The sequence below is a fragment of the Halomonas sp. SL18_1 genome (assembly GCF_055755715.1).
Genome location: NZ_JBVTRK010000001.1, coordinates 3,401,003 through 3,421,181, shown reverse-complemented (window position 1 = coordinate 3,421,181; position 20,179 = coordinate 3,401,003). Strand labels below are relative to the sequence as shown.

The following is a 20,179-nucleotide window of genomic DNA, read 5'->3' as shown; positions in this document are numbered from 1 at the left end:
TTATGCCGGGATCGGAGAGTGTGTGGCTGGTATGCGCAGAGAGGCCCGCGGGCAGGGGGCCATGGATCGTCGCTGGCGCCGTTGGCAGCGCCTGGGCGGCGCGGCGCTGGTGGCGCTGGTGGTGGCGGCAGCGCTGGAGCTGCTGCCCTGGAAGTGGCTAGAGCGCCTGGAGTGGCAGGCCTTTGATCAGCGCGTTCGGCTCGACCTGAACGGCACGCCAGATCCGGCCTTGAAGATCATCGATATCGACGAGCGCAGCCTGCAGGCGCTGGGGCAGTGGCCGTGGCCCCGGACCTTGCTGGCGGAGCTGGTCGAGACGCTCTTCGAGTCGCATGATGCCGCGCTGCTGGGCATCGATGTGGTCTTCGCCGAGCCTGAAGTCTCGCTGTGGGAGAGCCACTGGCAGCAGCTGCGCGAGCAGTATCCCGCCCTCGAGGAGGCGCCGCCGCCCGATGACGGCGACCAGCGCCTGGCCGAGGCGCTGGCCGGCTACCCGGTGGTGCTTGGGTACTACTTTCAGTCCGATGTGTCTGCCCAGGCGCTGGTGTCCACCGGGGCGCTGCCGGCGCCGCCGACCCTGTCCGGCGATCACGCCCTTCCGCTTCCCGAGCCGGGCCGCTATACCGGCAACCTGGAGGTGCTGCAGCAGGCCGCCATGAGCGGGGGCTTCTTTGACAATCCCCGTGTCGATGCCGATGGGGTCTATCGACGCATGCCGATGCTGCAGCGCTGGCAGGGTGAGGTGTACCCTTCGCTGCCCTTGGCCATGCTGCTGACCCTGTTAGGCGGGCCGGAGGTGACGCCACGGGTTGCCGAGGGGGGCGGCCAGGCCCAGCTCGAGGCGCTTGACGTGGGGGCTTCGAGATCCCGGTGGATGGTCAGGGCGCCGCACTGGTGCCCTGGTATGGGCCTCGCGGGCACTTCGAGTACGTTTCGGCCGTGGACGTGCTGGAGGGCGAGGTGGCCCCCGGTGAACTGGCCGGCGCGACCCTGATACTCGGCGCTTCGGCGCCGGGCCTGATGGACCTGCGTGCGACCCCGGTGGGGGCGGTGTTTCCCGGGCCGGAGATTCATCTGAGCCTGCTGGCCGGCATGCTGCATCAGTCGTTCATGGCCGAGCCGCCCTGGGTGGCCGGCGTTGAACTGGTGACTCTGGTGGGCCTCGGGGCGCTGATGGTGGTGGTCTATCCGCTGGTGGGCGCGCCCTGGCTGGTGGCGCTGAGCCTGGGCCTGGTGGCGCTGAGCCTGGGCGGCAACTGGTGGGCCTGGCAGCAGGGGCTGGTACTGCCGGTGGCGGGCTTGCTGGTGCTGCTGATCGTACAGCTGCTGTGGCATCTCAGCGCCAATCTGCTGCGCAGTCATTGGCACAAGCAGTGGGTGGCGGCCCGCTTCGGCCAGTATGTGCCGCCGGCGCTGGTCGAGGACTTGGTGGACAGCGATGAGGATTTCGGGCTTGCCGGTGAGGAGCGCGAGCTGACCGTGCTGTTCTCGGACATGCGCGACTTCACGGCGTTTTCCGAGTCGCTGGCGCCGGGTGAGCTGACCGCGGTGATGAATCGCCTGCTGACACCGCTTACCGCCGCCATTCATCGTCACGGCGGCACCATCGACAAGTACATGGGCGATGCGGTGATGGCCTTCTGGGGGGCGCCGCTGCGCGATGCTGATCATGCCGACCATGCCCTGCACGGCGCCTGGGCGATGCGCGAGGCCCTGGACACGGTCAACCGCGAGCTGGGCGCCGAGGGCAGGCCGCCGCTGTCGATGGGGATCGGCCTGAACAGTGGCGAGATGAGCGTTGGCAACGTGGGTCACGCTTTCGCATGGCGTATACGGTGATGGGCGACAACGTCAATCTCGGCTCGCGCCTGGAGGGGCTGACCAAAGTCTACGACGTCGACCTGATCGTCAGCGAGTCGGTGGTGTCGCGAGCGCCGAAATGGGCATTCCGGCGGCTGGACAGGGTCCAGGTCAAGGGGCGCGAGGCGCCGCTGTGGATCTACCAGCCGCTGGGTCTGGCGGAGTCGCTCCCGGCGGCACAGCGCCAGTGGCTACGGGCCTATGAAGCAGCTGTCGAGCGCTATCAGCAGGGCGACTTCAACGACGCTGAGGCCGCCTTTAGGGCGCTGCCCGACGACGATCCGGTGACCCTGCTCTATCTTGCGCGGCTGACTGAGCTGCGCCGCCAGCCGCCCGGCGAGTGGGACGGGGTATGGCGGCATCGCGACAAGTGAGTGCTAGGGGTCGATGATGGGGCCATCTTCCGTGAATTGTCGGTCGAAGACACCGCTGCCGCCGAAGATGGCATCGTCATTCCAGGCTTCGATGATGGCCATGATGGCTTCGGCGTCCTCGCCGACATATTGGCCGGTAAGGCTGGCACCGTCGAAGAAGCTCTCTCCGAAAATCTCCAGTGGTATATCGTCGAGGCTGAAATCCTCAGGCAATTCGGACCCGCCGAGAAGCTCCCCCATGTCGTCTCCGAAGCTCAGGAAGACTTCGAGTGCCCCAAACTGATTCATCCATATCTCCCCCTCTTCGATAGGGATGGGGTCTTGCTCGCCGGCGAGGTCGACCAGCGCCGTCCCGTCCTGCCAGTCGAAAATGAAGACCCCCTCCGGTGACTCCTGCAGTGCTTCCTGAGCGCTCTCGGGTAGTGTGTCGCTGATCGTCGTCTCCGGCGCGACGCTGATAAAGGCCAGCGCCTGGGGGAGGTCGTCCCCTCCGGCACCGGGGTGCCGGCGGCCCAGTAGCCCCAGGTGATTTCGCCGTCGTCGACCTCGTAGACGCCGAGCCCCTCGGGCGTGACGTTCTGCTCATAGAGCTCGCCCAGGCGCCCGGCGCTGTCGCTCACGCTGCGCAGGGTGCTGTCGCTGTCACTGGGGTCGTAGTCGATCCAGCTGGGCTCTGGCTCGGGCTCGATCAGCTCAAGCTCGGCGAAGATGCCGCTGGCGGTATAGCCGCCGCCGATGCCCCAGGCGTCCAGCTGGGCCATCAGCGCCTCGGCGTCGTCGCCGACATACAGGCCTTGCAGGGTGCCGTCCTGAATGTCGGCCGTGTCATCGGTGTTGACGAGCTGGATGCCCTGAAGCATGAAGCCCTCGGTAGGGGCATCGCCCTCCAGTTCGCCGTGGTCGTCGGCCAGGCTGAGCCGCACACCGATCTCGCCGCCGAGACCCTCGCCAAGCGAGGTGAGCGTCAGCTCGCCGTCGACGATATCCACGCTGGTGTCGTCCTCGAAGCTGACCAGCGGGGTGCCCTCGATCCAGGAGAAGGCCAGCGTGGTGCCTTCATCGAGTTGGTCGGCAAGCGAGGCGGGCAGGGTGTCTTCGACATCGAGCCCGGGGAGGCCGAGATAAAGGCCAGCGATTCGACCAGCGGCATGTCATCGTCGGGCAGGGTGGTGCCGGCGGGCCAGTAGCCATAGGTGAGGGTGCCGCCGTCGACCTCGTAGACGCTGAGGCCCTCGGGGGCGACGTTCTGCTCATAGAGCTCGCCCAGGCGCCCGGCGCTGTCGCTGACGCTGCGCAGGGTGTTGTCGCTGGTGCTCGGGTCGTAGTCGATCCAGTCCGGCTCGGGCTCCGGTTCGGGCTCGGGCTCGGGTTCCGGTTCCGGTTCGGGCTCCGGTTCGGGTTCCGGTTCCGGCTCCGGTTCCGGTTCGGGTTCCGGCTCGGGCTCGGGTTCGGGTTCTGGCTCGGGCTCCGGTTCGGGTTCCGGCTCGGGTTCTGGCTCGGGCTCCGGTTCGGGTTCTGGCTCGGGCTCGGGCTCGGGCTCGGGCTCGGGTTCTGGCTCGGGTTCCGGCTCGGGTTCCGGCTCGGGTTCCGGCTCGGGCTGTGGGGGCTGGATACTCTGCTCGAGCTGCTGCGTCTCGCTGCTTTGCAGCGGCTCCTGTACCTGTTGCGGGTCGGCTTGGGTGACCAGCATCACGCCATCCTGGTCAAGCGAGGTGCCGCTGGGGGTGGCGACTTCGCCAGCCTGGCCGAACAGCGCGCTGGCTTCCGGGCGCAGCTGCGGCGGCTGATCGGCGGCCGAGGAGAAGAAGACGTCGCCGGGACGGGCCAGGCGCGTGCCGGCGTCGGTGATGATCGCGACCAGCCCGCTCTCGACCTTGAGGTAGGTGCCGGGCTCGGCATCGGGAAGCGGAGCGTATCCCTGCTCGGGGATGTGCAGGGCCGCCAGGCTGGTGCCACGGATGCCAAGGGTGGCCACCGGGGTCTCGTGACTGACGTTTTCCGGCGTGGCCTGGCCGATGGCCCCGGTGATGGCACGCATGCCGCCGCGCAGCAGCTCGGTGCGCTTTTCACCTTCCTGAGTATCCTCCTCCTGCTGGTATTGGGTGAGGGTGAAGTGGCTGTCGGGCTTGATCGCCTGGGTGCCGCCGTCCTGGTAGCGAATCTGCACGCTGGCAGCGGAGCCAGTCTCGATGCTGTCGCCGGGGTAGAGCTCGTCGCCACGGCTGGCGCTCAAGCGCGTGTCGCCGCGAATGATCTGGGCATCGCCATGCACGAACATCAGCTGACCGGCGGGCGTTTCGGCCAGGGCCGGCAGGCTGAACATGCCGACGAACAGGGCGCCGCCAAGGCTGGAGGCGAGGGGCCGGAGGTGTGGGCGAGTCGTGTGGTCCATGTGTGACACCTTGAAGACGGCTGGGTGGCCGCTACCTCAGAACAGGTAGCTAAGGCCCAGGCGAGCCTGTAGCCGGTGGCTATCGAAGAAGTCGATGCTTGAGTGGCGCCGCTCGTAGTCTGCCGCGGCGTGCAGCAGCCAGTCGCGGTCGAGCTGAAGGTGCCAGGCAACGCTGGCCTCCCAGCTGCGATCATGCCGCGTGGCGGGGGTGAAGTCGTTATAGACAGCGAAGCCTGCATCCTGGTAGCGGCGCCAGCGATGATCGAGATCCAGGCGCCACTGCTGGCGCTGGCCGACGGGGATGTCGACGCCCACGCCGAGACGCAGGTGGTCGAGATCGCCGCCGTCTCGGCGCGCCTGTCCGGCCTGGCGGCTGGCCCGCTCGTGCTCGGCGAGACCGCTCAGGCGCAGGGTCCAGCCGTCCTGTGGGAGGCGCAGCTCCGCCCCCAGCCCGGCGCTGCGGTAATCGTTGTCGGTGTTCTGGTCGAAGCGGTTGTCGTGGGCGTGGCCGTGCCAGCGGAGCTGGCTGCTCTGAGCCAGCGGGTGGCGGTATTCGGCGCTCAGCCCCCAGCGGCGCAGCAGCCGACTGAAGTCGGTGTCCTGCCAGGCGCGTAGCGCATCGAGAGAGAGGGTCAGCCGGCGCTCGGCGTCGAGAGCGTAGTCCCAGCCGAGGCGCCCTTGAACCACCGAGAGGTTGTAGGCCTGGGCCGCTTCGCGCTGGTAGTAGCGGCTCTGGGCGCCGGCCTCGAATAGCAGTCGCTGGTCGTCGCCGAGCGGTTGACTGCCCCGGTAGTGGCCGGCGAGACGCTGGAAGTGGCTTGCCTTGCGTGCCAGCTCGATGCGCTCTGCCTCTTCGACCAGCGGGCGTAGCGCTTCGGGGATCAGCTGGTTGGGATCGATCAGAAAGCGGCCGGGAAACCGTTGAGCGTTGCTGTCGTAGCCGGTCTCGAGCATCAGTCGGGTCTGGTGCCGGCGGCCTTCATCGCGCTGGCGCTGCTCGTCGATGGCCCGCTGGTAGCGCCGCATGGCCTGGCGCGCCCGGGGCGGCGGTTTCAGTGTGGCGAGGGTGTCCAGCTCGCGCTGGGCGGCATCGATCTGGCCGAGCCGCAGGTAGGCTCCCACCCGCTCCATCCTGGCAGCGGCATGCTGGGGTTCGAGCTGAATCACCCGATCGAGGGCCAGCAGTGCCTCGCTGGGGTGGCCGGCGCGCAGTGCCGCCACGCCAAGCCAATAGTCGAATTCAGGCGCTCCGGCGTGGCGCTGATCGAGCTCTCTGAGCTGCCGGTAGGCGGTCTCGGGGGCATCGGCCTGAAGCTGCTGGCGCGCTTTGTCCAGTACCGTCTGGTGGGCCTGTGCCGCTGGTCCGCCAAGGCTTGCAGTGAGTACAGCCAGCGATAGCAGGCCGGCGGGCGGAGGGCGAAAGACACGGAGAAGTCGCTGTGGCATGGGCATGGCGGTGTCATTGTTGTGGTGAATTCAGTGGCGGTGGCGAGCTCAGAGGCACTGCCAGCGCTGTTCCTGCAGGACCGTGGCGAGCTCGGCGATGACTTCCTGGCGATATACCGGCTTTACATGGGTGATCCACAGCTGGCCGGGTTGCTGGGTCAGGCTTGCCAGCAGCTTGGCCACCAGTGCCGGGGTCATGTGGCCCGCCTGGCGTGCCAGGGAGAGATGCCGGTCGGGAAAGGCGCACTCCAGCATCAGGATGTCGATGTCGCCGCAGGCGTCGAGATGCTCGACGACGCTGGGCGCGTAGGTGGTGTCGCCGCTGAACACGAATGTTGTCTCTGGCGAAGCAACCCGAAAGCCACAGGCCGGCACCCGGTGGCTGACCAAAAACGGCGTGATCGTCAGGGCGCTATCCTCATCGAGTGGGAGCGCCCGCCCGGGCGTCAGCGGGGCAAAGCGCAGCACCGGGTGCTCGGTGCTGGGTAGCGCGCTGAAGTCCGGCCACAGCTGCTGGTTGAACAGGTGCCGGCGCAGGACATCGATCACTTCCGGCAGGGCGTGGACGGTTAGCCCCCTGTCGCTGCTGACGAGCTGCTCGAACAGGCTGTCGATGAGCAGCGGTAGACCGGCAACGTGATCCAGGTGCGCATGGCTGAGGTACACATGCCGGATGGCGAAGGCCTCGTCGCAGGAGAGGCGCGCCAGGCCGGTGCCGGCGTCCAGCAGGGTCGTCTCTCCGATTAGCAGGGCCGTGGTGGCGCTGTCGTCACCGATCCCGCCGCTGGCGCCCAGTACACGTAGTTTCATTGTTTAGCGTTCCGTTACATCATCATGTCGAGATAGCACTTGCAAGGGGGTGGCGCTTTCATGAGCCGAGATAGCGCAGCACGGTAGCGCTCAGCGGGTCAGTTTTCTGGCCATGTCGGCACCAAGCACGCCGAGCATGGCGTCTTTGAGGCTTGGATCGCGCTGATAGAGCGCCTCGAGATCACGGCGTTGCCAGGCCAAGTAGTCGACCGGCCCCTTGGTTACCACGGTGGCGCTGGCGGGTTTGCCGGTGACGAAGCTCATCTCGCCGGCGAAGTCGCCCGGGCGCAGCGTGGCGCGGTGCTGGCCGTCGGCGTGGACTTCTGCCTCACCGTCGAGCAGCAGAATCAAGTGGTCGAGACGCTGATCCTGCTCGATCAGCGCAGCATTAGGCGGGCAGCGGTCGCGCTGGGTAGGCCGCAGTACCTTGAGCATCTTCCGCGGGGACAGCATGCGGAAAGTGTGCTGATGCAGCCACCGCTGGTCGTCGTCGAGGGCGACGGGGCGCCGTGACAGGAGCAGCACGGTGAGATTGAAGGCATTGATGACGATGAAAGCGAGCTGCCAGCCGAGTGCCGAGTAGAGCGGCGTTTCGAGAAAATAGAAGTAGGGCAGTGTACTTAGCGCAGCGAGAATGGTGATGGCCCGTAGGTAGGCCATGTCGCGCACCAGGTACGCAAGACAGAACAGCAGGTTGGCAAAGAAAAACAGACCGGTGGTCATGGTGGTACCGTCCTCTGGCAGTAGCCCCGGGCATTGCTATGCCGATGCGTGTGTGGCGTATGCTACCCACGCCATGCGCCTGGGTAGCAAGTTTTCCACACTTGCCGCGTACTGAGGTGCGGTCAGCAACGGCCCCGGTGGGGCCGTCTTCGCGCGAGCCGTTGGGATCAGAACATATCGTCTTGCAGGTTGCCGATGAGCTCGGCGAGGCCCGTCTCCACCGTGGCGTCTTCCAGCAGCTGGCGGTGGAACTCGGCCCCGTTGTCGGTCTCTTCCCACTGCTCGCGCAGCAGCAGCTGATCGTGCAGGCTCAGCGGCTCCTTGAGCTGCCGCAGCGCCAGGGCATCCACGGCGACGCTGGCCGCCATCACCTGCTGAGCTTCTTCACTCAGCAGTATGCTGCTGACGACCTCGTGGCGGGCTTGGCCCTGTTCGAGCTGGGCCAGCCAGTAGGCGTGCCCTTCGGCGTCCGGCGTGCGGTCGAGCACGTCGCGATAGAGCTTGTCGAGGAAGGCCGCGTTATCCATGTCGCCCCAGGCGAGGGCGAACTCGGCGCTCTGCATGATGTGCTCGACCAGCGGCACGGCGTTGCTCTCCTCCTGCAGCACATCGATCCAGTAGGTTAGGCCGTCGGCGTCGGCGCTGCGTGACAGCAGCCCCTGGTAGGTCTGCAGGATCAGCCCGGTGCCGTGCTGGAACTCGGAGGCGTCGAGTTTTGCTGCCACGACATCGAAGCGGTCCAGCCGGCCCGACTGCAGCTGGTCCTGCCAGTAGGCCAGGCTCCCGTCATCGGGGTCGCGACCCAGCAGATCGCGATAGAGCGGCTCAAGCAGCGGGCTCTCGGCGTCGAACAGGCCGGCGTTGAGGGGCTCTGGCTCGAACTGGTGGAGCTGGGACAGGCCCGGTGCGCCGGGGTCGACGATGACCCCGTTGGCCTGTCCATCGGCATCGAAGGGGCCACCATCCTCGATCACGAAGTCGAGGCGCGTCTTGTTGCCCATATGATAGGTACGCCCGCCGTGTTCGGGGCTGGCCAGATTGACCCAGTTGTCCTGGGCGTCCTGTTTCCAGTAGCCATCGACGAGCACGCCGCCGTCGAGAAACAGCGAGAAGTTCTGCGGCTCGCCCACGGTGGACAGGTTGGCCTCGAAGCTGAGCATGCCCACCGGCATCTCCAGGGTGTCGGGGCGGTCGTCGGGGGCGTCCCACTGGGCCATGTTGAAGAGCCGGGCGCCGGTGGGGTCGGCGTTGGTGTCCTCGGTGGCCAGGGTGATGAACACCTCCTGAGCCTCGCCGGGGCGGGAGCGGGGCGTGCTGGTATGGAGCAGCCCCTGGGAGACCACATGGTCCTGCTGATAGTCGGGGATGCCGTCACCGTTGCCATCGCCATGCCCCGAGCCATCGGGGTTGGGGACCCGATCCTGTTCCTCGGCGGGGGAATCTCGGGCTCGGGCTCGGGTTCGGGCTCTGGCTCTGGCTCTGGCTCGGGATCGGGCTCTGGCTCTGGCTCGGGATCGGGCTCGGGCTCGGGTTCGGGCTCTGGCTCTGGCTCTGGCTCGGGATCGGGCTCTGGCTCTGGCTCGGGATCGGGCTCTGGCTCGGGCTCGGGCTCTGGCTCGGGTTCTGGTTCGGGATCGGGATCGGGAGACTGTTGGGGGGGCAGTACTTCGATGGTCACGCTGGCGGTGGCCTGGTTGCCGGCGGCATCCGTGGCCTCGACCAGCAGGGTATGCTGGGCATCCGTGTCGCGGTCGAGGGCCTGGGTGTCGATGAGGCGTAGCTTGCCGGTGTCGGCGTCGATGGCAAATCGACCCTCGGCATCCTCCAGCAGGGCGAAGCTCAGCGGCGACAGGTTATCGGCTGCGATGCTGCCAAGGGCGGTGTCGTTGCTGGCATCTTCATGAACCTCGAAGGCCTGGTCGCTCAGGTCGGGCGGGGTGGTGTCGATAACCCAGGTCTGGTCGCTGCTTGCCGGCGCTCCGAGGTTACCGGCCAGGTCGCTCTGACGCACCTTTACCTGGCCGGCATCGTAGTCGCCTTCGGTCAGGTCGAAGTGGTCGCCGCTGCCGGCCTGCCAGCTGTCGCCGCCGTCCAGGCTGTATGCCCAGCTGGCGTCGGCTTCCAGGTCGCCGACTTCGATGCGGCCGTTCTGGGTGACGCCGTCGCTGTCGCTGGCGCCGGTGTCCTCCGCCAGGGCCAGGCTGGGCGCCTCGGGCGGGGTGGTGTCGATCACCCAAGTCTGGTCGCTGCTCGCCGTTGCGCCGAGGTTGCCGGCGAGGTCGGTCTGGCGCACCTGCACCTGGCCGGCATCGTAGTGGCCTTCGGGCAGGTCGAAGTGGTCGTCGCTGCCATCCTGCCAGCTGTTGCCGCCGTCCAGGCTGTACGCCCAGCTGGCGTCGGTTTCCAGGTCGCTGACCTCGACGCGGCCGTTCTGGGTGATGCCGTCGCTGTCGCTGGCGCCGGTGTCCTCCGCCAGGCTCAGGGTGGGGGAGGGGCTGGGCTGCGAGTAGCTGGTGCTGCCGTAGAAGTCCTTCAGCGTGAAGTGGTAGAAGTCATCACTGGTGAATAGCAGTCTGTCGATGCCTAAACCGTCGCTGTCGAAGTCGACCGTGTTGCCATGGTAGTTGGGTGAGGCGCCTTGGCCAGGCACCGTAAAGCTGCCGACTTCCATTCCGTCCAGGTAGGCTTGAATCAGCGTCGGTTCCGCACTGGATTCATTGAGGACCCAGAGGCTCTCGAAGGTGAAGGGCTCGCCGTCTACCCGTGCGATATCGAAATAGCCGACGCGATCCAGGTTGTCGGGTATTTCACCGCCGACCTCATAGTAGCTGTGGCTGATCGAGATGCTGGGGCCGTCGTCGCCATCCGGTGGAACGTTATCCTCGTTTTCGTATGTGTAGTCTCTCCCTCTGAGGTTCAGGTCGGCATCTCTGTCGGGGTCGTCCCAGAGCAGGGTGACCCGGAAGTCGACACCGTGGTGGCTGAACTCGATATAGGGGTCGAAGTCGGGGTCGTTGATGTCGCTGCTGAAGATGTCGGCATCGGTAAAGTCATCAAAGGGCTCATGGAACTGGCCCAGCAGGCCGGGATAGTCCGGAACGTTCAGCAGCGCCTTGGCCTGCGACGCAACATGGCCTCGCACCACGTCGAGCGCCCAGTCGCCACCCAGCTCCCTGGCGCCGGTCGGGCCACGGGAGGCGGCAACCGCGGCACCGCTATGCTCGGCGATGGCGTTGACAAAGGCCTCACCCTTGCTGCCCTTGGCGAGATCGCAGCCATAGAGCAGCAGGGCACCCTGGGGCGTCAGGCTTCTGCCGATGACCGCCAGGTCCAGGGCGTAGTGCTCCATTGTCTGGGCATCCAGAGTGACGGCCCCAAGCTGGAGGACGCCGGGACGCCCATGGCACAGCAGATGAAGGGCATCATAGTCCTGTGCCAGGGCGGCCCATCTGGCCATCTGGGCCAGGCCGTCGCCATGGGCATCGAGCAGTTGCACTTCCACCCCCATGGGTAGCGCCTCGATCAAGGCATCTCGGTGCTCCAAGCTCGAATCGATGAACACGACGTCGCGCCGGCCCGGGGTGGAGCCGGTAACGGCCTGGGAGAAGGGCTCAGGCGCCGGGGAATAATGGCCAATCGTTCGGATCGAAACGCGCTGCTTTCCATGGGGAACTCCCTGAGTACCGATCGGGTCATGGCCGCCTGGTTGACGGCTCTTCTTCATGCTGATCAGTAAAACCGATCTCTGGCTGGGCTGACCGGATCATCCCGGTATCAGTTGTGCTGGGGAAAGATGCCCTGAACGGCGATGCAGTAGGTCATGCCGAGCTGTGGCGGCAGGTTGCTGAAGGGGTAGTTGTGACCGGCAGGTCGAATGTCGACGTGGGCGCCCTCCTGCTGGATCGCCACGCCCTGGAGTTCGACCAGGTTGTCGTCGCTCTCGGAATAGAGGTTGTCGTTGCGTCCACCGCTCAGCTTTCCGAGCCTTCTGTCGGATGTCGGTGTTCTTGTGTCCCCCTTCCGAGGTGGTGGCCACGATCTTGCCGCTGAAGGTGCCGGAATCGTAGTAGACGCCATGAGTGTGGCTGGGCATTTGCGCTTCGGTGAGCGTGACCTCCTCCTCACCGCGCTGCTGAGCGAGCTCTACGGATTGACCGCCTGGGCGTTGGCCGGTGCCCACCATGCTGCGGCCTCGCAGGTCGGGCAAGGCGAAGGTGGTATGGCCGTTGCCCCCGTAGTTTGGGCCAAGCAGAGCGAAGAGGGCATTGTATTCAGAGACTTGAAGCACTTGGCCGGCGGCTGGCTTGTAGCCCAAGGGGCAGAAGTCGGCGGCAGTGGCGCAGACCGAGCCTATGTAGGGCTCCGAGCTGCAGGCCTGGGCCGAAGGGGCGGCCATGATGAGCAGGCCGGCGGCGGCAGTGAGCAGGGTGAGCGGTTGCTTGGGCGTTGGCATCGGTAAGCTCCGAACGACATGTACATTGGATTCACAACGGTGAATGCAATCTACGTCGTTACGGGTTTCGCTTACGGATCACCTTGGGATCACTTGCGCTCGCGCCAGGGGCAAGGCGCTTGACCATGCCCCTTCATTTCAGTCGCGAAGCCTCTCGGGAAAGGAGGCATGCTGCTGCGCTACCAGCCCCCGCCGAGCATGGCGCGAAGGTTGTTATTGAGTGGCACGGCGAGATTGGTGCTGCCGAGCACCATGGCGTCGCTCGAGCGTACCACCCGCACGCTGAGGTAGAGAGTGTTCTGTCCCTGGGCGTAGGTGCCCATCAGGATGGAGCGTGCGTTGTGCGCCTGGCTGAGCCGCTGCACTTCCCGGGACAGGATCAGCTCGCCGATGTCCTCTTCGATGTAGAGGCTGTCGCGCATCTTCACCTCGCGCACCTGCATGCCGGCGCGGGATAGCGCCGAGGCGAACAGCTCCGAGCCGATGCGCCCCAGGGTGGAGGACTGCGAGAGGTTGTCGATGCTGACAAAGGTGGCGGCAATCATCGGACTGTAGCGGGTCAGGTCCGGATTGGCGTCCAGCATGCGCTGGGCGGCTTCGTCGATCAGCTCGTCAAGCTCGGGCTCGGGCGGCTCGACGGGGCCGTTGCTGCTGCAGCCGCCGAGCAGTACCAGGCTCGAAAGCAGCAGGATGACCAGGAGTGAGGGTAGGCGTTTCATGGCGTTACCAGCTGTCGGTGACGGTGATGGCAGGAACGGGCTCTGGGCGGGGATGCGATGCGGTGCGTAGTGGCGGCGGTCGCCGGCGTTGATGTAGTAGAGATTCGAGGACGAATACAGGATGGTACCCCCATCGATCACCTGGGTGGTGATGATCACCTCCTCGTTGCCGGTGTAGGTCCAGTTGCCGCTGGCCACGTCGGCGGTGATGGCGGCGGCCGGGATCAGCCCGACGGCGGGGCGGCTCCAGTGGTTGAGCCCCAGGTTGGCCACGCCGATGCCGGCTGCCAGTGAGGTAAAGGCGCCCACCGGCGGTCGGATGAAGCTGCGGTCGCGGTGGCTGATGACTTCCACGTCGACATGAACCTCGGCGCTGAAGCCGGGCTGGGTGGTGACATGGGCGCCGCGGGTGACCAGCTCGCTGGTCAGCAGGGTGCGAAAGCCTCGAGCAAATTCGCCGCTGGCATGGGGCTCGGCGTCTGGAAGATGCAGGCTCTTCAGGCGCAGCCGCTCGCTGCGCAGGATGCCGTTGGCTTCATGCCGAGCGAGAATACCCCAGTGATGCGCAGCCTGCATGCGCTGCTGTTCGCTGTAGGGATAGGTGGTGGCGATTGGCGCCTGGGCGCTGTGGTACTGGGTACAGCCGGCCAGCAGGAGGCCGGCGGCCAGGGCCGTGGCAAGGGTAATGAGGCGCAAGCTGACATCCTTATTTCTGCAAGCTGGAAGGTTAGGCCCTATATCGGCCGCCGGCCGGGATTCTTTAGCCTGCACGGCCTGTGTCAGGCTCTTGGAATGGGGTATCATGCCAACCTTTTACGATAGCGACTTTCCCATGGCTATCCCGATATCAGGAGTCTCTACTATGGCAGAGCAGCGCAAGGATCAGACCGTGACCATCGACGGCAAGGAGTATGCCGTGGATCAGCTCAGCGAAGAGGCGCGCAATCAGCTGATGAACCTGCGTGTGACCGACCAGGAGGTCGCGCGCCTCAATCAGCAGCTGGCCATCGCCCAGACCGCGCGTGCCGCCTATGCCAATGCGCTCAAGCGCGAGCTCGAGGGTGCCGAAGCCACCGCTCACTGAGCGATTGGGCCGAGGCCAGCCATCCTGGCGGAGCGTGACGGCGGGGTGCCCATGGCACCCCGCCGTGCTGTCTGCCCGGGAAACGTGACCAGTGCCATGCTCCAGGGGGACTCATGACAACCTTCGTAGCCGATGAGAGCACCAACTTTCCCTACAGTGCCGTCACCTATGTGGAGGCAACCTTTCCCGATGGCACCCGGGTCTCCGGCTCGGGCGCCGTGGTGGGCATCAACGATGTCCTGACGGCGGCGCACGTGGTTTACAGCCCTGAAAATGGCGGCATGGCCGAGCAGGTGACGGTCTATCCGGGGCACGATGGCCGAATCGATCCGGCAAGCGGCCATGCGGCCCACTATGCCGAGTATTACCAGCTGGAGCCGGCCACGTCGGGGAGGCTGACCGTGCAAGAGAGCCAGGATGACCTGGCCCTGCTGGGCTTCGATAAGGCCCTGGGCCTGGAGACCGGCTGGTTTACCCTGGGGCCCTACGCGGCGGGAGAGGCGTATCATCTTGCCGGTTATCCCGGCCGCTATGCCGATGCCAGTGGGCCGCGTCTCATCGAGGACCGCGGCTGGGTCGGTGACAATGCCCGCTATGGGGTGCTGGACATCGAAGCGCTGGATGTCAGTCCCGGTAACAGCGGGGGGCCCATCTGGTACGACGACAACGGCCAGGCGATGCTGGTGGGGGTGGTGTCGACCTCTTCATGGGCCGTTAGCGTGCAGGCGCAGTACGATACGCTTCAGGCCTGGATGGCCGGCAACGACCATCTGCTGCCGCCCGAGCTGAGGGAAGCCGCCGTTCCGAGCGAGGCCGAGGAGGCGCTGGCGACGTTCATGATACGGCTTGCCTCCGAAGGCTGGGAGCTTCCCCGGGCCTGTCGGAGGAAATCGTCCAGACGGAGACCTTCTTCGCCTATGCCGATCTGGAGAGCGTCATCGATCCGGTGGTGCGTCTCTATACCGGCCTGCTGGGCCGTGCGCCTGATCGAGACGGGGCGGAGTACTGGGTCAGCCAGCTCAATGACGGCCATTCGCTCGTCGACTTGGCGCAGGGCTTTCTCGACTCTGCTGAGTTCGCTCAGCAGCTGGCCTCCCAGGGCGGGGCGAGGCCGCTCTGGTGGAAACGCTCTATCGGCATGTGCTGGGGCGCGAGCCCGATGCCGGGGGGCGCGACTACTGGCTGGGTGAGCTGGAAAGCGGTCGCCTGGAGCCGGTGGAGCTGGCGCTGGCCTTTACCGCCTCCGATGAGTACGCGGCATCCTCCCACTCCTTGGTCCAGGGGGCGAAGCTGATGCTTTCGGGGCCCCAATCTGGAGCGCCTCGATCCCGCCGAGCTGGGCTTCGACGTGGCCGCTTTCGAGAGCGCCCGGGAGTCGGCCGAGTCAATCGTGCGGCTCTATAGCGGCATCCTCGACCGCATGCCGGATCGCGATGGGTTCGACTACTGGCAGGGTGAGGTGGAGCAGGGCGCGTCGCTGGCCGATGTCGCCGGGGCATTCTTCGTGAGCGATGAGTTTCTGGGCGGCATGCTCGAGCCAACCCCGGAAGAGGCCATCGAGGCGCTCTATCAGAATGTGCTCGATCGTGAGCCGGATGCGCCGGGTTACGCCTACTGGCTGGCCGAAGTGCAGAGTGATGAACTCGGCTTCGGTGATCTGGCGCTTGCGTTCACCGAGTCGGCCGAGTTCATCGATGCCAGTCGTGGCCCGGTCGATGACTTCATGCTGGAGCACTATCACGGTGGACTGGTCGGCGAGCCGATACCGCTCGATGAGTATCTGTTTGGTTAAGGTCGGCCCCGCCAGAGACAAGGTGACATGTTGAGAAACGATGCATTCTGGAACGCCTACACCAGCCTGGCGGTATTGCTGCTGGGTGGTCTGGGGCTGGTAGTGCCCAGCGGCTATTCCGTGGGAGCGGTGATGCTGCTGCTGGGTAGCGCTGTGCTGCTGGTCAGGCGGCCAAGTCTGGCGCTGGGCCGTCAGGACTGGCTGGTGATTGGGGCCATGGCGATATTTGCGGTGTATAGCATGCTGGAGGCAGCCGTAAGCGGTGCCGGGTCGAGCAGCATCGATCGGCCGAGCCGCATTCTTCTGGCAGTGCCGGTTTTACTGCTGGTGGTGGCTTACCCGCCAAGGCTGGCCTGGCTATGGTCGGGGCTCGCGCTGGGGGCGGTACTGGCCGGGAGCATGGCGGGGTGGCAAAGCCTGGTGCAGGGCGTGCAGAGAGTGGAAGCGTTCACTCACCCGATCCAGTTCGGCAATATCAGCATGCTGATGGGCATGCTGTGCCTCGCCGGGCTGGGTTGGGCGGCGGTGCAGCCGCGCCGCCGCCTATGGGTGGCGCTGCTGTTGCTGGGTACCCTGGGTGGCGTGCTGGGTCACTGTTCTCCGGTAGCCGCGGCGGCTGGATCGGCGTGCCGGTCATCCTGGGGGTGCTCTATCGCTGCTACGGAGCTGAACTGACCCGCACCGCGAAGCTGGCCCTGGTGGCAGCGCTGATCGGCGGGGCCACGGTAGCCTATGCGGTGCCGCAGGTTGGCGTGCAGCAGCGCGTTCACCAGGCCGTCGATGATATCAGCCGCTATGTCAGTGGAGAGAACCGGGTCACCTCGGTCGGGTCGCGCTTCGAGATGTGGCGGGGGCCAGCCGGCTGGCTCTGGAGGCGCCCTGGCTGGGCGTTGGCAGTGGCCACTATCAGCAGGCCATGAGCGGGCTGGCCGATCAGGAGATCATCGACTCCGGGGTGCTGATCTACGACCACGCACACAACGAGTTTCTGGATACGCTGGCCAAGCGGGGGCTGCTGGGGCTGGCGATGCTGCTGGCGCTGTACCTGTTGCCCATGAAGCTGTTCGTGCGTCAGCTGCATGCTCGCGATATGGAGCTCAGGTCCCTGGCGGCGGCGGGGGTGATCCTGCCCGTCGCGTATATCGATTTCGGCCTGACGCAGGTGTTCTTGTCGCACAACAGCGGGGTGATGATCTACGGCTTCTGGCTGGCGGTACTGTGGGGCAGCTACCGGGCAAAGACCGTCGACCTGCGGTTGGCGCAAGGCTCGACGGTGTAGCGTCTGCCCTTGTCCGTTATGCTTAAGGCATGATCAAGCCACGGGCAAGGACGAAACCCCATGTCGACATTGACCTTCCAGGGCGCGGTGGGGGAAGTCACCGGCTCGCGCTACCTCATCGAGACCGACGGCGACACCGGCTCGAAGAAGCTGCTGCTGGAGTGCGGGCTGCACCAGGGCGGCGGCGATGCCGACGAGGCCAACGCCAGGCCCTTCGGCAGGCTGGCCCGGGAGCTCGACGCGGTGGTGATCTCCCACGGCCACCTGGACCATTCCGGGCTTCTGCCCAAGCTGGTGCGCGAGGGCTATCGCGGCCCCATCCACTGTACCCGCGGCACCCGCGACCTGCTGGAGATCATGCTGCAGGACGCTGCCTTCATCATGGCCAAGGACGTGGAGTGGGAGAACAAGTGGCGCCGGCGCAACGACAAGCCGCTCATCGAGCCTCTCTATGAGCTGGATGACGTGGCCCGAACCCTGGCGCTGTGCGAGTCCCATCCCTACGGCCAGCCGGTGAACCTGCCCGGCGGCGTGACGCTGGTGTTCCGCGATGCGGGGCATATCCTCGGCTCGGCCATCGTCGAGCTCGCCGTTCCCTCAGGCGGCCAGCAGAAGCGGCTGGTGTTCTCGGGGGATCTGGGCAATCCCAGCTCGGTGCTGATGCGCGACCCCGGCAAGGTCTTTGATGCCGATGTGGTGCTGATGGAGAGCACCTATGGAGACCGCGACCACCGCCCGCTGGAGGAGACCATCGACGAGTTCGCCGAGGTGCTGGAGCAGGCCCATGAGGCGGGCGGCAACGTGCTGATTCCCGCCTTTGCGGTGGGGCGCACCCAGGAGATCCTCTACCACCTGAGCGTGCTCTACCACGAAGGGCGGCTGCGCCAGCAGATGGTTTTTCTCGACAGCCCCATGGCGATCAAGGTCACCGAGCTCTACCACCGGGCGCGCAAGGCGCTGGACGCCGACGATCTCAAGGTGCTCAACAAGGCGGCCAGCGGCGACACCCGCCAGTACCTGCCGATCCTGCGCATGACCCGCACCGTGGAGGAGTCGATGGCCATCAACCGCATTCGTGGTGGGGCCATCATCATCGCCGGGGCCGGCATGTGCAACGGTGGGCGCATCACCCACCACTTCCGCTACAACCTGGCCCGGCCCAGCACCCGGGTGGTAATCGTCGGTTTTCAGGCTGCCGGTACCCTGGGGCGCTCCCTGGTCGATGGCGCCGAGCAGGTCAAGGTGCTGGGCGAGATGCTGCCGGTGAAGGCGAAGCTCCACACCCTGGGCGGCTTCTCGGCCCACGCGGGCCAGACGGAGCTGATCGGCTGGGCCGGCGCCTTCCGCCACCGCCCGCGTTTCTATCTGGTTCACGGCGAGCCCGGCGCCCAGCAGGCGCTTCAGGCGGTCCTGGCCGAGGCCGATATCACCGCCGAGATTCCCGCCTATGGTGATACGGTGCCGCTCTGAGCGGCGCTCTCCTCCCGCTTGCTCCCACCCGGCGAAGCCGGCCCTCGAGGCCGGCTTCGCGGTTTCTGGCTCGAAAAGGAGCAGCGCATTACGTTGGCAAGATTGATTTTTGTCAAATCGAGACAATTTGTCGCATGCAGGCCGGCGCAGGAGGCGCTATTCTTCGCAAATGACATTAGGTTATTTGCTTAGAACTTAAATAGGTCCTTATGATGATGTGCCGTAAACTGCTTGGTGGCGCCTCGCTGATGGCGATGACCCTGGTGGCGACGCCGCTGCTGGCCGAAGATGCGCCGGCCTACCGGGAGACCCAGCTGGGGCTCTACGTTTCCGCAGCCGAGGCCTATGCGCTGATGCAGGAGAACGAGCGGGCCGTGCTGATCGATGTGCGCGACCCCATCGAGATCAAGTTCACCGGCTTCGCCGAACCCACCGACATCCATGTGCCCTGGGTTGTGGCCGATCGCAACAGCTTCGATGAAGAGGCCAAGACCTGGCCGATGGTGCGCAACACCGGCTTCGAGGCGCAGGTGAAGGCACGTCTCGACGCCCTGGGCGTGGCTGAGGACGATCCCATCATCGTGATGTGCCGCTCCGGCGCTACCCGCAGCGCGCCGGGGGCCGACGTGATCGCCGAGCTGGGCTTCAGTCAGGTCTACTCCGTTAACGACGGCTTCGAGGGCAGCACCCTCCAGGAAGGCGACTCCCAGGGCGTGCGTGCCGTGAATGGCTGGCGCAACTCTGGGCTGCCGTGGAGCTACGAGATCGACCCCGAAGTGGCCTGGCGTCCGACCCACTGAGCGCCAGCCGAGATGTGATCCGCACCGCCCCGGCTCGGGGCGGGCCGAACCCCTAGAGTGAAGAGGTGATCGTATGACCATCAAGACGACCCTGACCCTGGCCGCCGCGGCTACTGCCATCGGCCTTTCCGGCGTTGCCCTGGCCGATAGCCACGGCGACGACCATGCCCATGACGACGACCGGGCACTGGTGATTGTCACCAGCGATTCGCTGCAGACCCAGGGCATGGCGATGATTCTCTCCAACGCCATGCAGCAGCAGGGCACTCAGCTGCACATCCTGCTCTGCGACGCCGCCGGCGACCTGGCCGTGGAGGGCTACAGCAGTGAAGGCATCAATACCCCGCCGGGCCATCCCATGGATCAGGTGACGCCGGAAGGCATCATGCAGATGCTGATGGGCGAGGGCGCCAACGTGGATGTCTGCGCCATCTACCTGCCCAACAGCGACCACGAGGAAGGCGATCTGCGTGAAGGCGTCGGTATCGCCGCGCCCGGCCCCATGGCCGAGATGATGCGCGATCCGTCCATCCCCGTTTACAGCTTCTGAAGCCCTGTGCCGGCGCTGCCGAGCCGCTGACGAACAGCGCATCGTCGGGCGGGGCGGCGCCAGGCCATGAAGGAGAGTCCTCATGGAAATGAAAAGCAACGTCGGTGGGCCCGACAAGATCGCCCGCATCGTGATCGGCGCGCTGCTGATCGGCCTGGCGATCACCGGTGTCATCGGCGCCTGGGGCTGGATCGGCATCCTGCCCCTGGCGACCGGGCTGTTCAACTTCTGCCCCGCCTATCGGCTGCTCGGTATCAATACCTGCAAGCTGAAGAAGTAGTCTGAGGCGGGCAAGGGCCTGCTCTCTCGATGGCGTCATCGCTTTACGGCGGTGGCGCCATTTCTTTTTCAGATCAGGGGTTAGGTTTTCTATCGTGATCATCGTCAGGCTCAATTGGCCATGATATCCACTTTTAGAATAACATTA

The 20,179-nt window shown here is 65.8% G+C and carries 22 protein-coding genes and 4 pseudogenes; 15 read left to right on the top strand and 11 right to left on the bottom strand.

Going from position 1 to position 20,179, the window contains the following annotated elements:
- The first annotated feature begins 31 nt into the window (after positions 1-31).
- Genes ACSJDS_RS17425 through ACSJDS_RS17415 form a run of 3 tightly spaced genes read left to right on the top strand, consistent with a single transcriptional unit; the run spans position 32 to position 2,234 of the window.
- On the top strand, positions 32-994 hold the full coding sequence (locus tag ACSJDS_RS17425) for a CHASE2 domain-containing protein (protein WP_473034332.1): 963 nt from the start codon (positions 32-34) through the stop codon (positions 992-994).
- Entirely contained in the window at positions 895-1,839 is a 945-nt protein-coding gene (locus ACSJDS_RS17420) for an adenylate/guanylate cyclase domain-containing protein (RefSeq protein WP_473034331.1), read from the top strand. Before ACSJDS_RS17425 ends, ACSJDS_RS17420 begins: the two co-directional genes overlap by 100 nt.
- Positions 1,824-2,234, top strand: coding sequence for a hypothetical protein (locus ACSJDS_RS17415; RefSeq protein ID WP_473034330.1), 411 nt, complete (start codon positions 1,824-1,826; stop codon positions 2,232-2,234). Before ACSJDS_RS17420 ends, ACSJDS_RS17415 begins: the two co-directional genes overlap by 16 nt.
- 3 nt (positions 2,235-2,237) lie before the next feature.
- On the opposite strand, the gene ACSJDS_RS17410 is transcribed toward ACSJDS_RS17415, so the two are convergent.
- The 11 genes and pseudogenes from ACSJDS_RS17410 to ACSJDS_RS17360 form a co-directional block, all read right to left on the bottom strand.
- On the bottom strand, positions 2,238-2,522 hold the full coding sequence (locus ACSJDS_RS17410) for a hypothetical protein (RefSeq protein ID WP_473034329.1): 285 nt from the start codon (positions 2,520-2,522) through the stop codon (positions 2,238-2,240).
- Positions 2,519-3,223 (bottom strand): hypothetical protein, encoded by a 705-nt coding sequence (locus ACSJDS_RS17405; RefSeq protein WP_473034328.1) that lies wholly within the window; start codon positions 3,221-3,223, stop codon positions 2,519-2,521. The genes ACSJDS_RS17410 and ACSJDS_RS17405 overlap by 4 nt, the downstream gene beginning before the upstream one ends.
- Positions 3,199-4,626 (bottom strand): FecR family protein, encoded by a 1,428-nt coding sequence (locus ACSJDS_RS17400; RefSeq protein ID WP_473034327.1) that lies wholly within the window; start codon positions 4,624-4,626, stop codon positions 3,199-3,201. The genes ACSJDS_RS17405 and ACSJDS_RS17400 overlap by 25 nt, the downstream gene beginning before the upstream one ends.
- A 36-nt stretch (positions 4,627-4,662) precedes the next feature.
- Positions 4,663-6,072, bottom strand: a complete 1,410-nt coding sequence (locus ACSJDS_RS17395; RefSeq protein WP_473034326.1) for a tetratricopeptide repeat protein — start codon at positions 6,070-6,072, stop codon at positions 4,663-4,665.
- Between the two features lie 48 nt (positions 6,073-6,120).
- Positions 6,121-6,882: an MBL fold metallo-hydrolase gene (locus ACSJDS_RS17390; protein ID WP_473034325.1), complete on the bottom strand. Its 762-nt coding sequence runs from the start codon at positions 6,880-6,882 to the stop codon at positions 6,121-6,123.
- Between the two features lie 90 nt (positions 6,883-6,972).
- Positions 6,973-7,605, bottom strand: coding sequence for a cyclic nucleotide-binding domain-containing protein (locus ACSJDS_RS17385; protein WP_473034324.1), 633 nt, complete (start codon positions 7,603-7,605; stop codon positions 6,973-6,975).
- A gap of 167 nt (positions 7,606-7,772) precedes the next feature.
- The gene (locus ACSJDS_RS17380; RefSeq protein ID WP_473034323.1) at positions 7,773-8,765 is read right to left on the bottom strand and encodes a DUF4214 domain-containing protein; all 993 of its coding nucleotides are present in this window, start codon (positions 8,763-8,765) and stop codon (positions 7,773-7,775) included.
- A gap of 512 nt (positions 8,766-9,277) precedes the next feature.
- Positions 9,278-11,329 (bottom strand): annotated as a pseudogene (locus ACSJDS_RS17375) (DUF4347 domain-containing protein); the annotation flags it as partial.
- Positions 11,330-11,379: 50 nt separating this feature from the next.
- On the bottom strand, positions 11,380-11,682 hold the full coding sequence (locus tag ACSJDS_RS17370; RefSeq protein ID WP_473035112.1) for a hypothetical protein: 303 nt from the start codon (positions 11,680-11,682) through the stop codon (positions 11,380-11,382).
- Positions 11,683-11,800: 118 nt separating this feature from the next.
- A pseudogene (locus tag ACSJDS_RS17365) lies at positions 11,801-12,001 on the bottom strand (phage tail protein); the annotation flags it as partial.
- Positions 12,002-12,237: 236 nt separating this feature from the next.
- Positions 12,238-13,473, bottom strand: coding sequence for a FlgO family outer membrane protein (locus ACSJDS_RS17360; RefSeq protein ID WP_473034322.1), 1,236 nt, complete (start codon positions 13,471-13,473; stop codon positions 12,238-12,240).
- Positions 13,474-13,639: 166 nt separating this feature from the next.
- Between ACSJDS_RS17360 and ACSJDS_RS17355 the strand changes: the two genes are divergently transcribed.
- The 12 genes and pseudogenes from ACSJDS_RS17355 (at position 13,640) to ACSJDS_RS17300 (ending at position 20,032) form a co-directional block, all read left to right on the top strand.
- Positions 13,640-13,861 carry a DUF6447 family protein gene (locus ACSJDS_RS17355; protein ID WP_473034321.1) on the top strand — a complete coding sequence of 74 codons (222 nt, stop codon included), beginning with the start codon at positions 13,640-13,642 and terminating at the stop codon, positions 13,859-13,861.
- Between the two features lie 113 nt (positions 13,862-13,974).
- Positions 13,975-14,553, top strand: a pseudogene (locus ACSJDS_RS17350) (trypsin-like serine peptidase); the annotation flags it as partial.
- A 254-nt stretch (positions 14,554-14,807) separates the two neighbouring features.
- Positions 14,808-14,888: pseudogene (locus ACSJDS_RS17345) on the top strand (DUF4214 domain-containing protein); the annotation flags it as partial.
- A gap of 92 nt (positions 14,889-14,980) precedes the next feature.
- Positions 14,981-15,265: a DUF4214 domain-containing protein gene (locus ACSJDS_RS17340; protein ID WP_473034320.1), complete on the top strand. Its 285-nt coding sequence runs from the start codon at positions 14,981-14,983 to the stop codon at positions 15,263-15,265.
- Positions 15,210-15,653: a DUF4214 domain-containing protein gene (locus tag ACSJDS_RS17335; RefSeq protein ID WP_473034319.1), complete on the top strand. Its 444-nt coding sequence runs from the start codon at positions 15,210-15,212 to the stop codon at positions 15,651-15,653. The genes ACSJDS_RS17340 and ACSJDS_RS17335 overlap by 56 nt, the downstream gene beginning before the upstream one ends.
- Before the next feature lie 27 nt (positions 15,654-15,680).
- Entirely contained in the window at positions 15,681-16,328 is a 648-nt protein-coding gene (locus ACSJDS_RS17330) for a hypothetical protein (RefSeq protein WP_473034318.1), read from the top strand.
- The gene (locus ACSJDS_RS17325) at positions 16,280-16,573 is read left to right on the top strand and encodes a hypothetical protein (RefSeq protein ID WP_473034317.1); all 294 of its coding nucleotides are present in this window, start codon (positions 16,280-16,282) and stop codon (positions 16,571-16,573) included. The genes ACSJDS_RS17330 and ACSJDS_RS17325 overlap by 49 nt, the downstream gene beginning before the upstream one ends.
- Entirely contained in the window at positions 16,498-16,932 is a 435-nt protein-coding gene (locus tag ACSJDS_RS17320; RefSeq protein WP_473034316.1) for an O-antigen ligase family protein, read from the top strand. Before ACSJDS_RS17325 ends, ACSJDS_RS17320 begins: the two co-directional genes overlap by 76 nt.
- Before the next feature lie 60 nt (positions 16,933-16,992).
- Positions 16,993-18,402 carry an MBL fold metallo-hydrolase RNA specificity domain-containing protein gene (locus tag ACSJDS_RS17315; RefSeq protein ID WP_473034315.1) on the top strand — a complete coding sequence of 470 codons (1,410 nt, stop codon included), beginning with the start codon at positions 16,993-16,995 and terminating at the stop codon, positions 18,400-18,402.
- Between the two features lie 212 nt (positions 18,403-18,614).
- Positions 18,615-19,202, top strand: a complete 588-nt coding sequence (locus ACSJDS_RS17310) for a rhodanese-like domain-containing protein (protein ID WP_473034314.1) — start codon at positions 18,615-18,617, stop codon at positions 19,200-19,202.
- A gap of 73 nt (positions 19,203-19,275) precedes the next feature.
- Positions 19,276-19,752 carry a DsrE family protein gene (locus tag ACSJDS_RS17305; protein ID WP_473034313.1) on the top strand — a complete coding sequence of 159 codons (477 nt, stop codon included), beginning with the start codon at positions 19,276-19,278 and terminating at the stop codon, positions 19,750-19,752.
- An 88-nt stretch (positions 19,753-19,840) separates the two neighbouring features.
- Complete coding sequence (locus ACSJDS_RS17300; protein WP_473035060.1) at positions 19,841-20,032, top strand: YgaP family membrane protein; 192 nt, start codon at positions 19,841-19,843, stop codon at positions 20,030-20,032.
- Positions 20,033-20,179 lie beyond the last annotated feature (147 nt).

Excerpts from the sequence above, each read along its gene's own strand:
- ACSJDS_RS17425 (WP_473034332.1), top strand. The coding sequence starts at position 32 with ATGCGCAGAGAGGCCCGCGGGCAGGGGGCCATGGATCGTCGCTGGCGC.
- ACSJDS_RS17415 (WP_473034330.1), top strand. The coding sequence starts at position 1,824 with ATGGCGTATACGGTGATGGGCGACAACGTCAATCTCGGCTCGCGCCTG.
- ACSJDS_RS17410 (WP_473034329.1), bottom strand. The coding sequence starts at position 2,522 with ATGAATCAGTTTGGGGCACTCGAAGTCTTCCTGAGCTTCGGAGACGAC.
- ACSJDS_RS17400 (WP_473034327.1), bottom strand. The coding sequence starts at position 4,626 with ATGGACCACACGACTCGCCCACACCTCCGGCCCCTCGCCTCCAGCCTT.
- ACSJDS_RS17395 (WP_473034326.1), bottom strand. The coding sequence starts at position 6,072 with ATGCCACAGCGACTTCTCCGTGTCTTTCGCCCTCCGCCCGCCGGCCTG.
- ACSJDS_RS17390 (WP_473034325.1), bottom strand. The coding sequence starts at position 6,882 with ATGAAACTACGTGTACTGGGCGCCAGCGGCGGGATCGGTGACGACAGC.
- ACSJDS_RS17385 (WP_473034324.1), bottom strand. The coding sequence starts at position 7,605 with ATGACCACCGGTCTGTTTTTCTTTGCCAACCTGCTGTTCTGTCTTGCG.
- ACSJDS_RS17380 (WP_473034323.1), bottom strand. The coding sequence starts at position 8,765 with ATGCTCAGCTTCGAGGCCAACCTGTCCACCGTGGGCGAGCCGCAGAAC.
- ACSJDS_RS17370 (WP_473035112.1), bottom strand. The coding sequence starts at position 11,682 with ATGGCGTCTACTACGATTCCGGCACCTTCAGCGGCAAGATCGTGGCCA.
- ACSJDS_RS17355 (WP_473034321.1), top strand. The coding sequence starts at position 13,640 with ATGGCAGAGCAGCGCAAGGATCAGACCGTGACCATCGACGGCAAGGAG.
- ACSJDS_RS17330 (WP_473034318.1), top strand. The coding sequence starts at position 15,681 with ATGTTGAGAAACGATGCATTCTGGAACGCCTACACCAGCCTGGCGGTA.
- ACSJDS_RS17315 (WP_473034315.1), top strand. The coding sequence starts at position 16,993 with ATGTCGACATTGACCTTCCAGGGCGCGGTGGGGGAAGTCACCGGCTCG.
- ACSJDS_RS17310 (WP_473034314.1), top strand. The coding sequence starts at position 18,615 with ATGATGTGCCGTAAACTGCTTGGTGGCGCCTCGCTGATGGCGATGACC.
- ACSJDS_RS17305 (WP_473034313.1), top strand. The coding sequence starts at position 19,276 with ATGACCATCAAGACGACCCTGACCCTGGCCGCCGCGGCTACTGCCATC.
- ACSJDS_RS17300 (WP_473035060.1), top strand. The coding sequence starts at position 19,841 with ATGAAAAGCAACGTCGGTGGGCCCGACAAGATCGCCCGCATCGTGATC.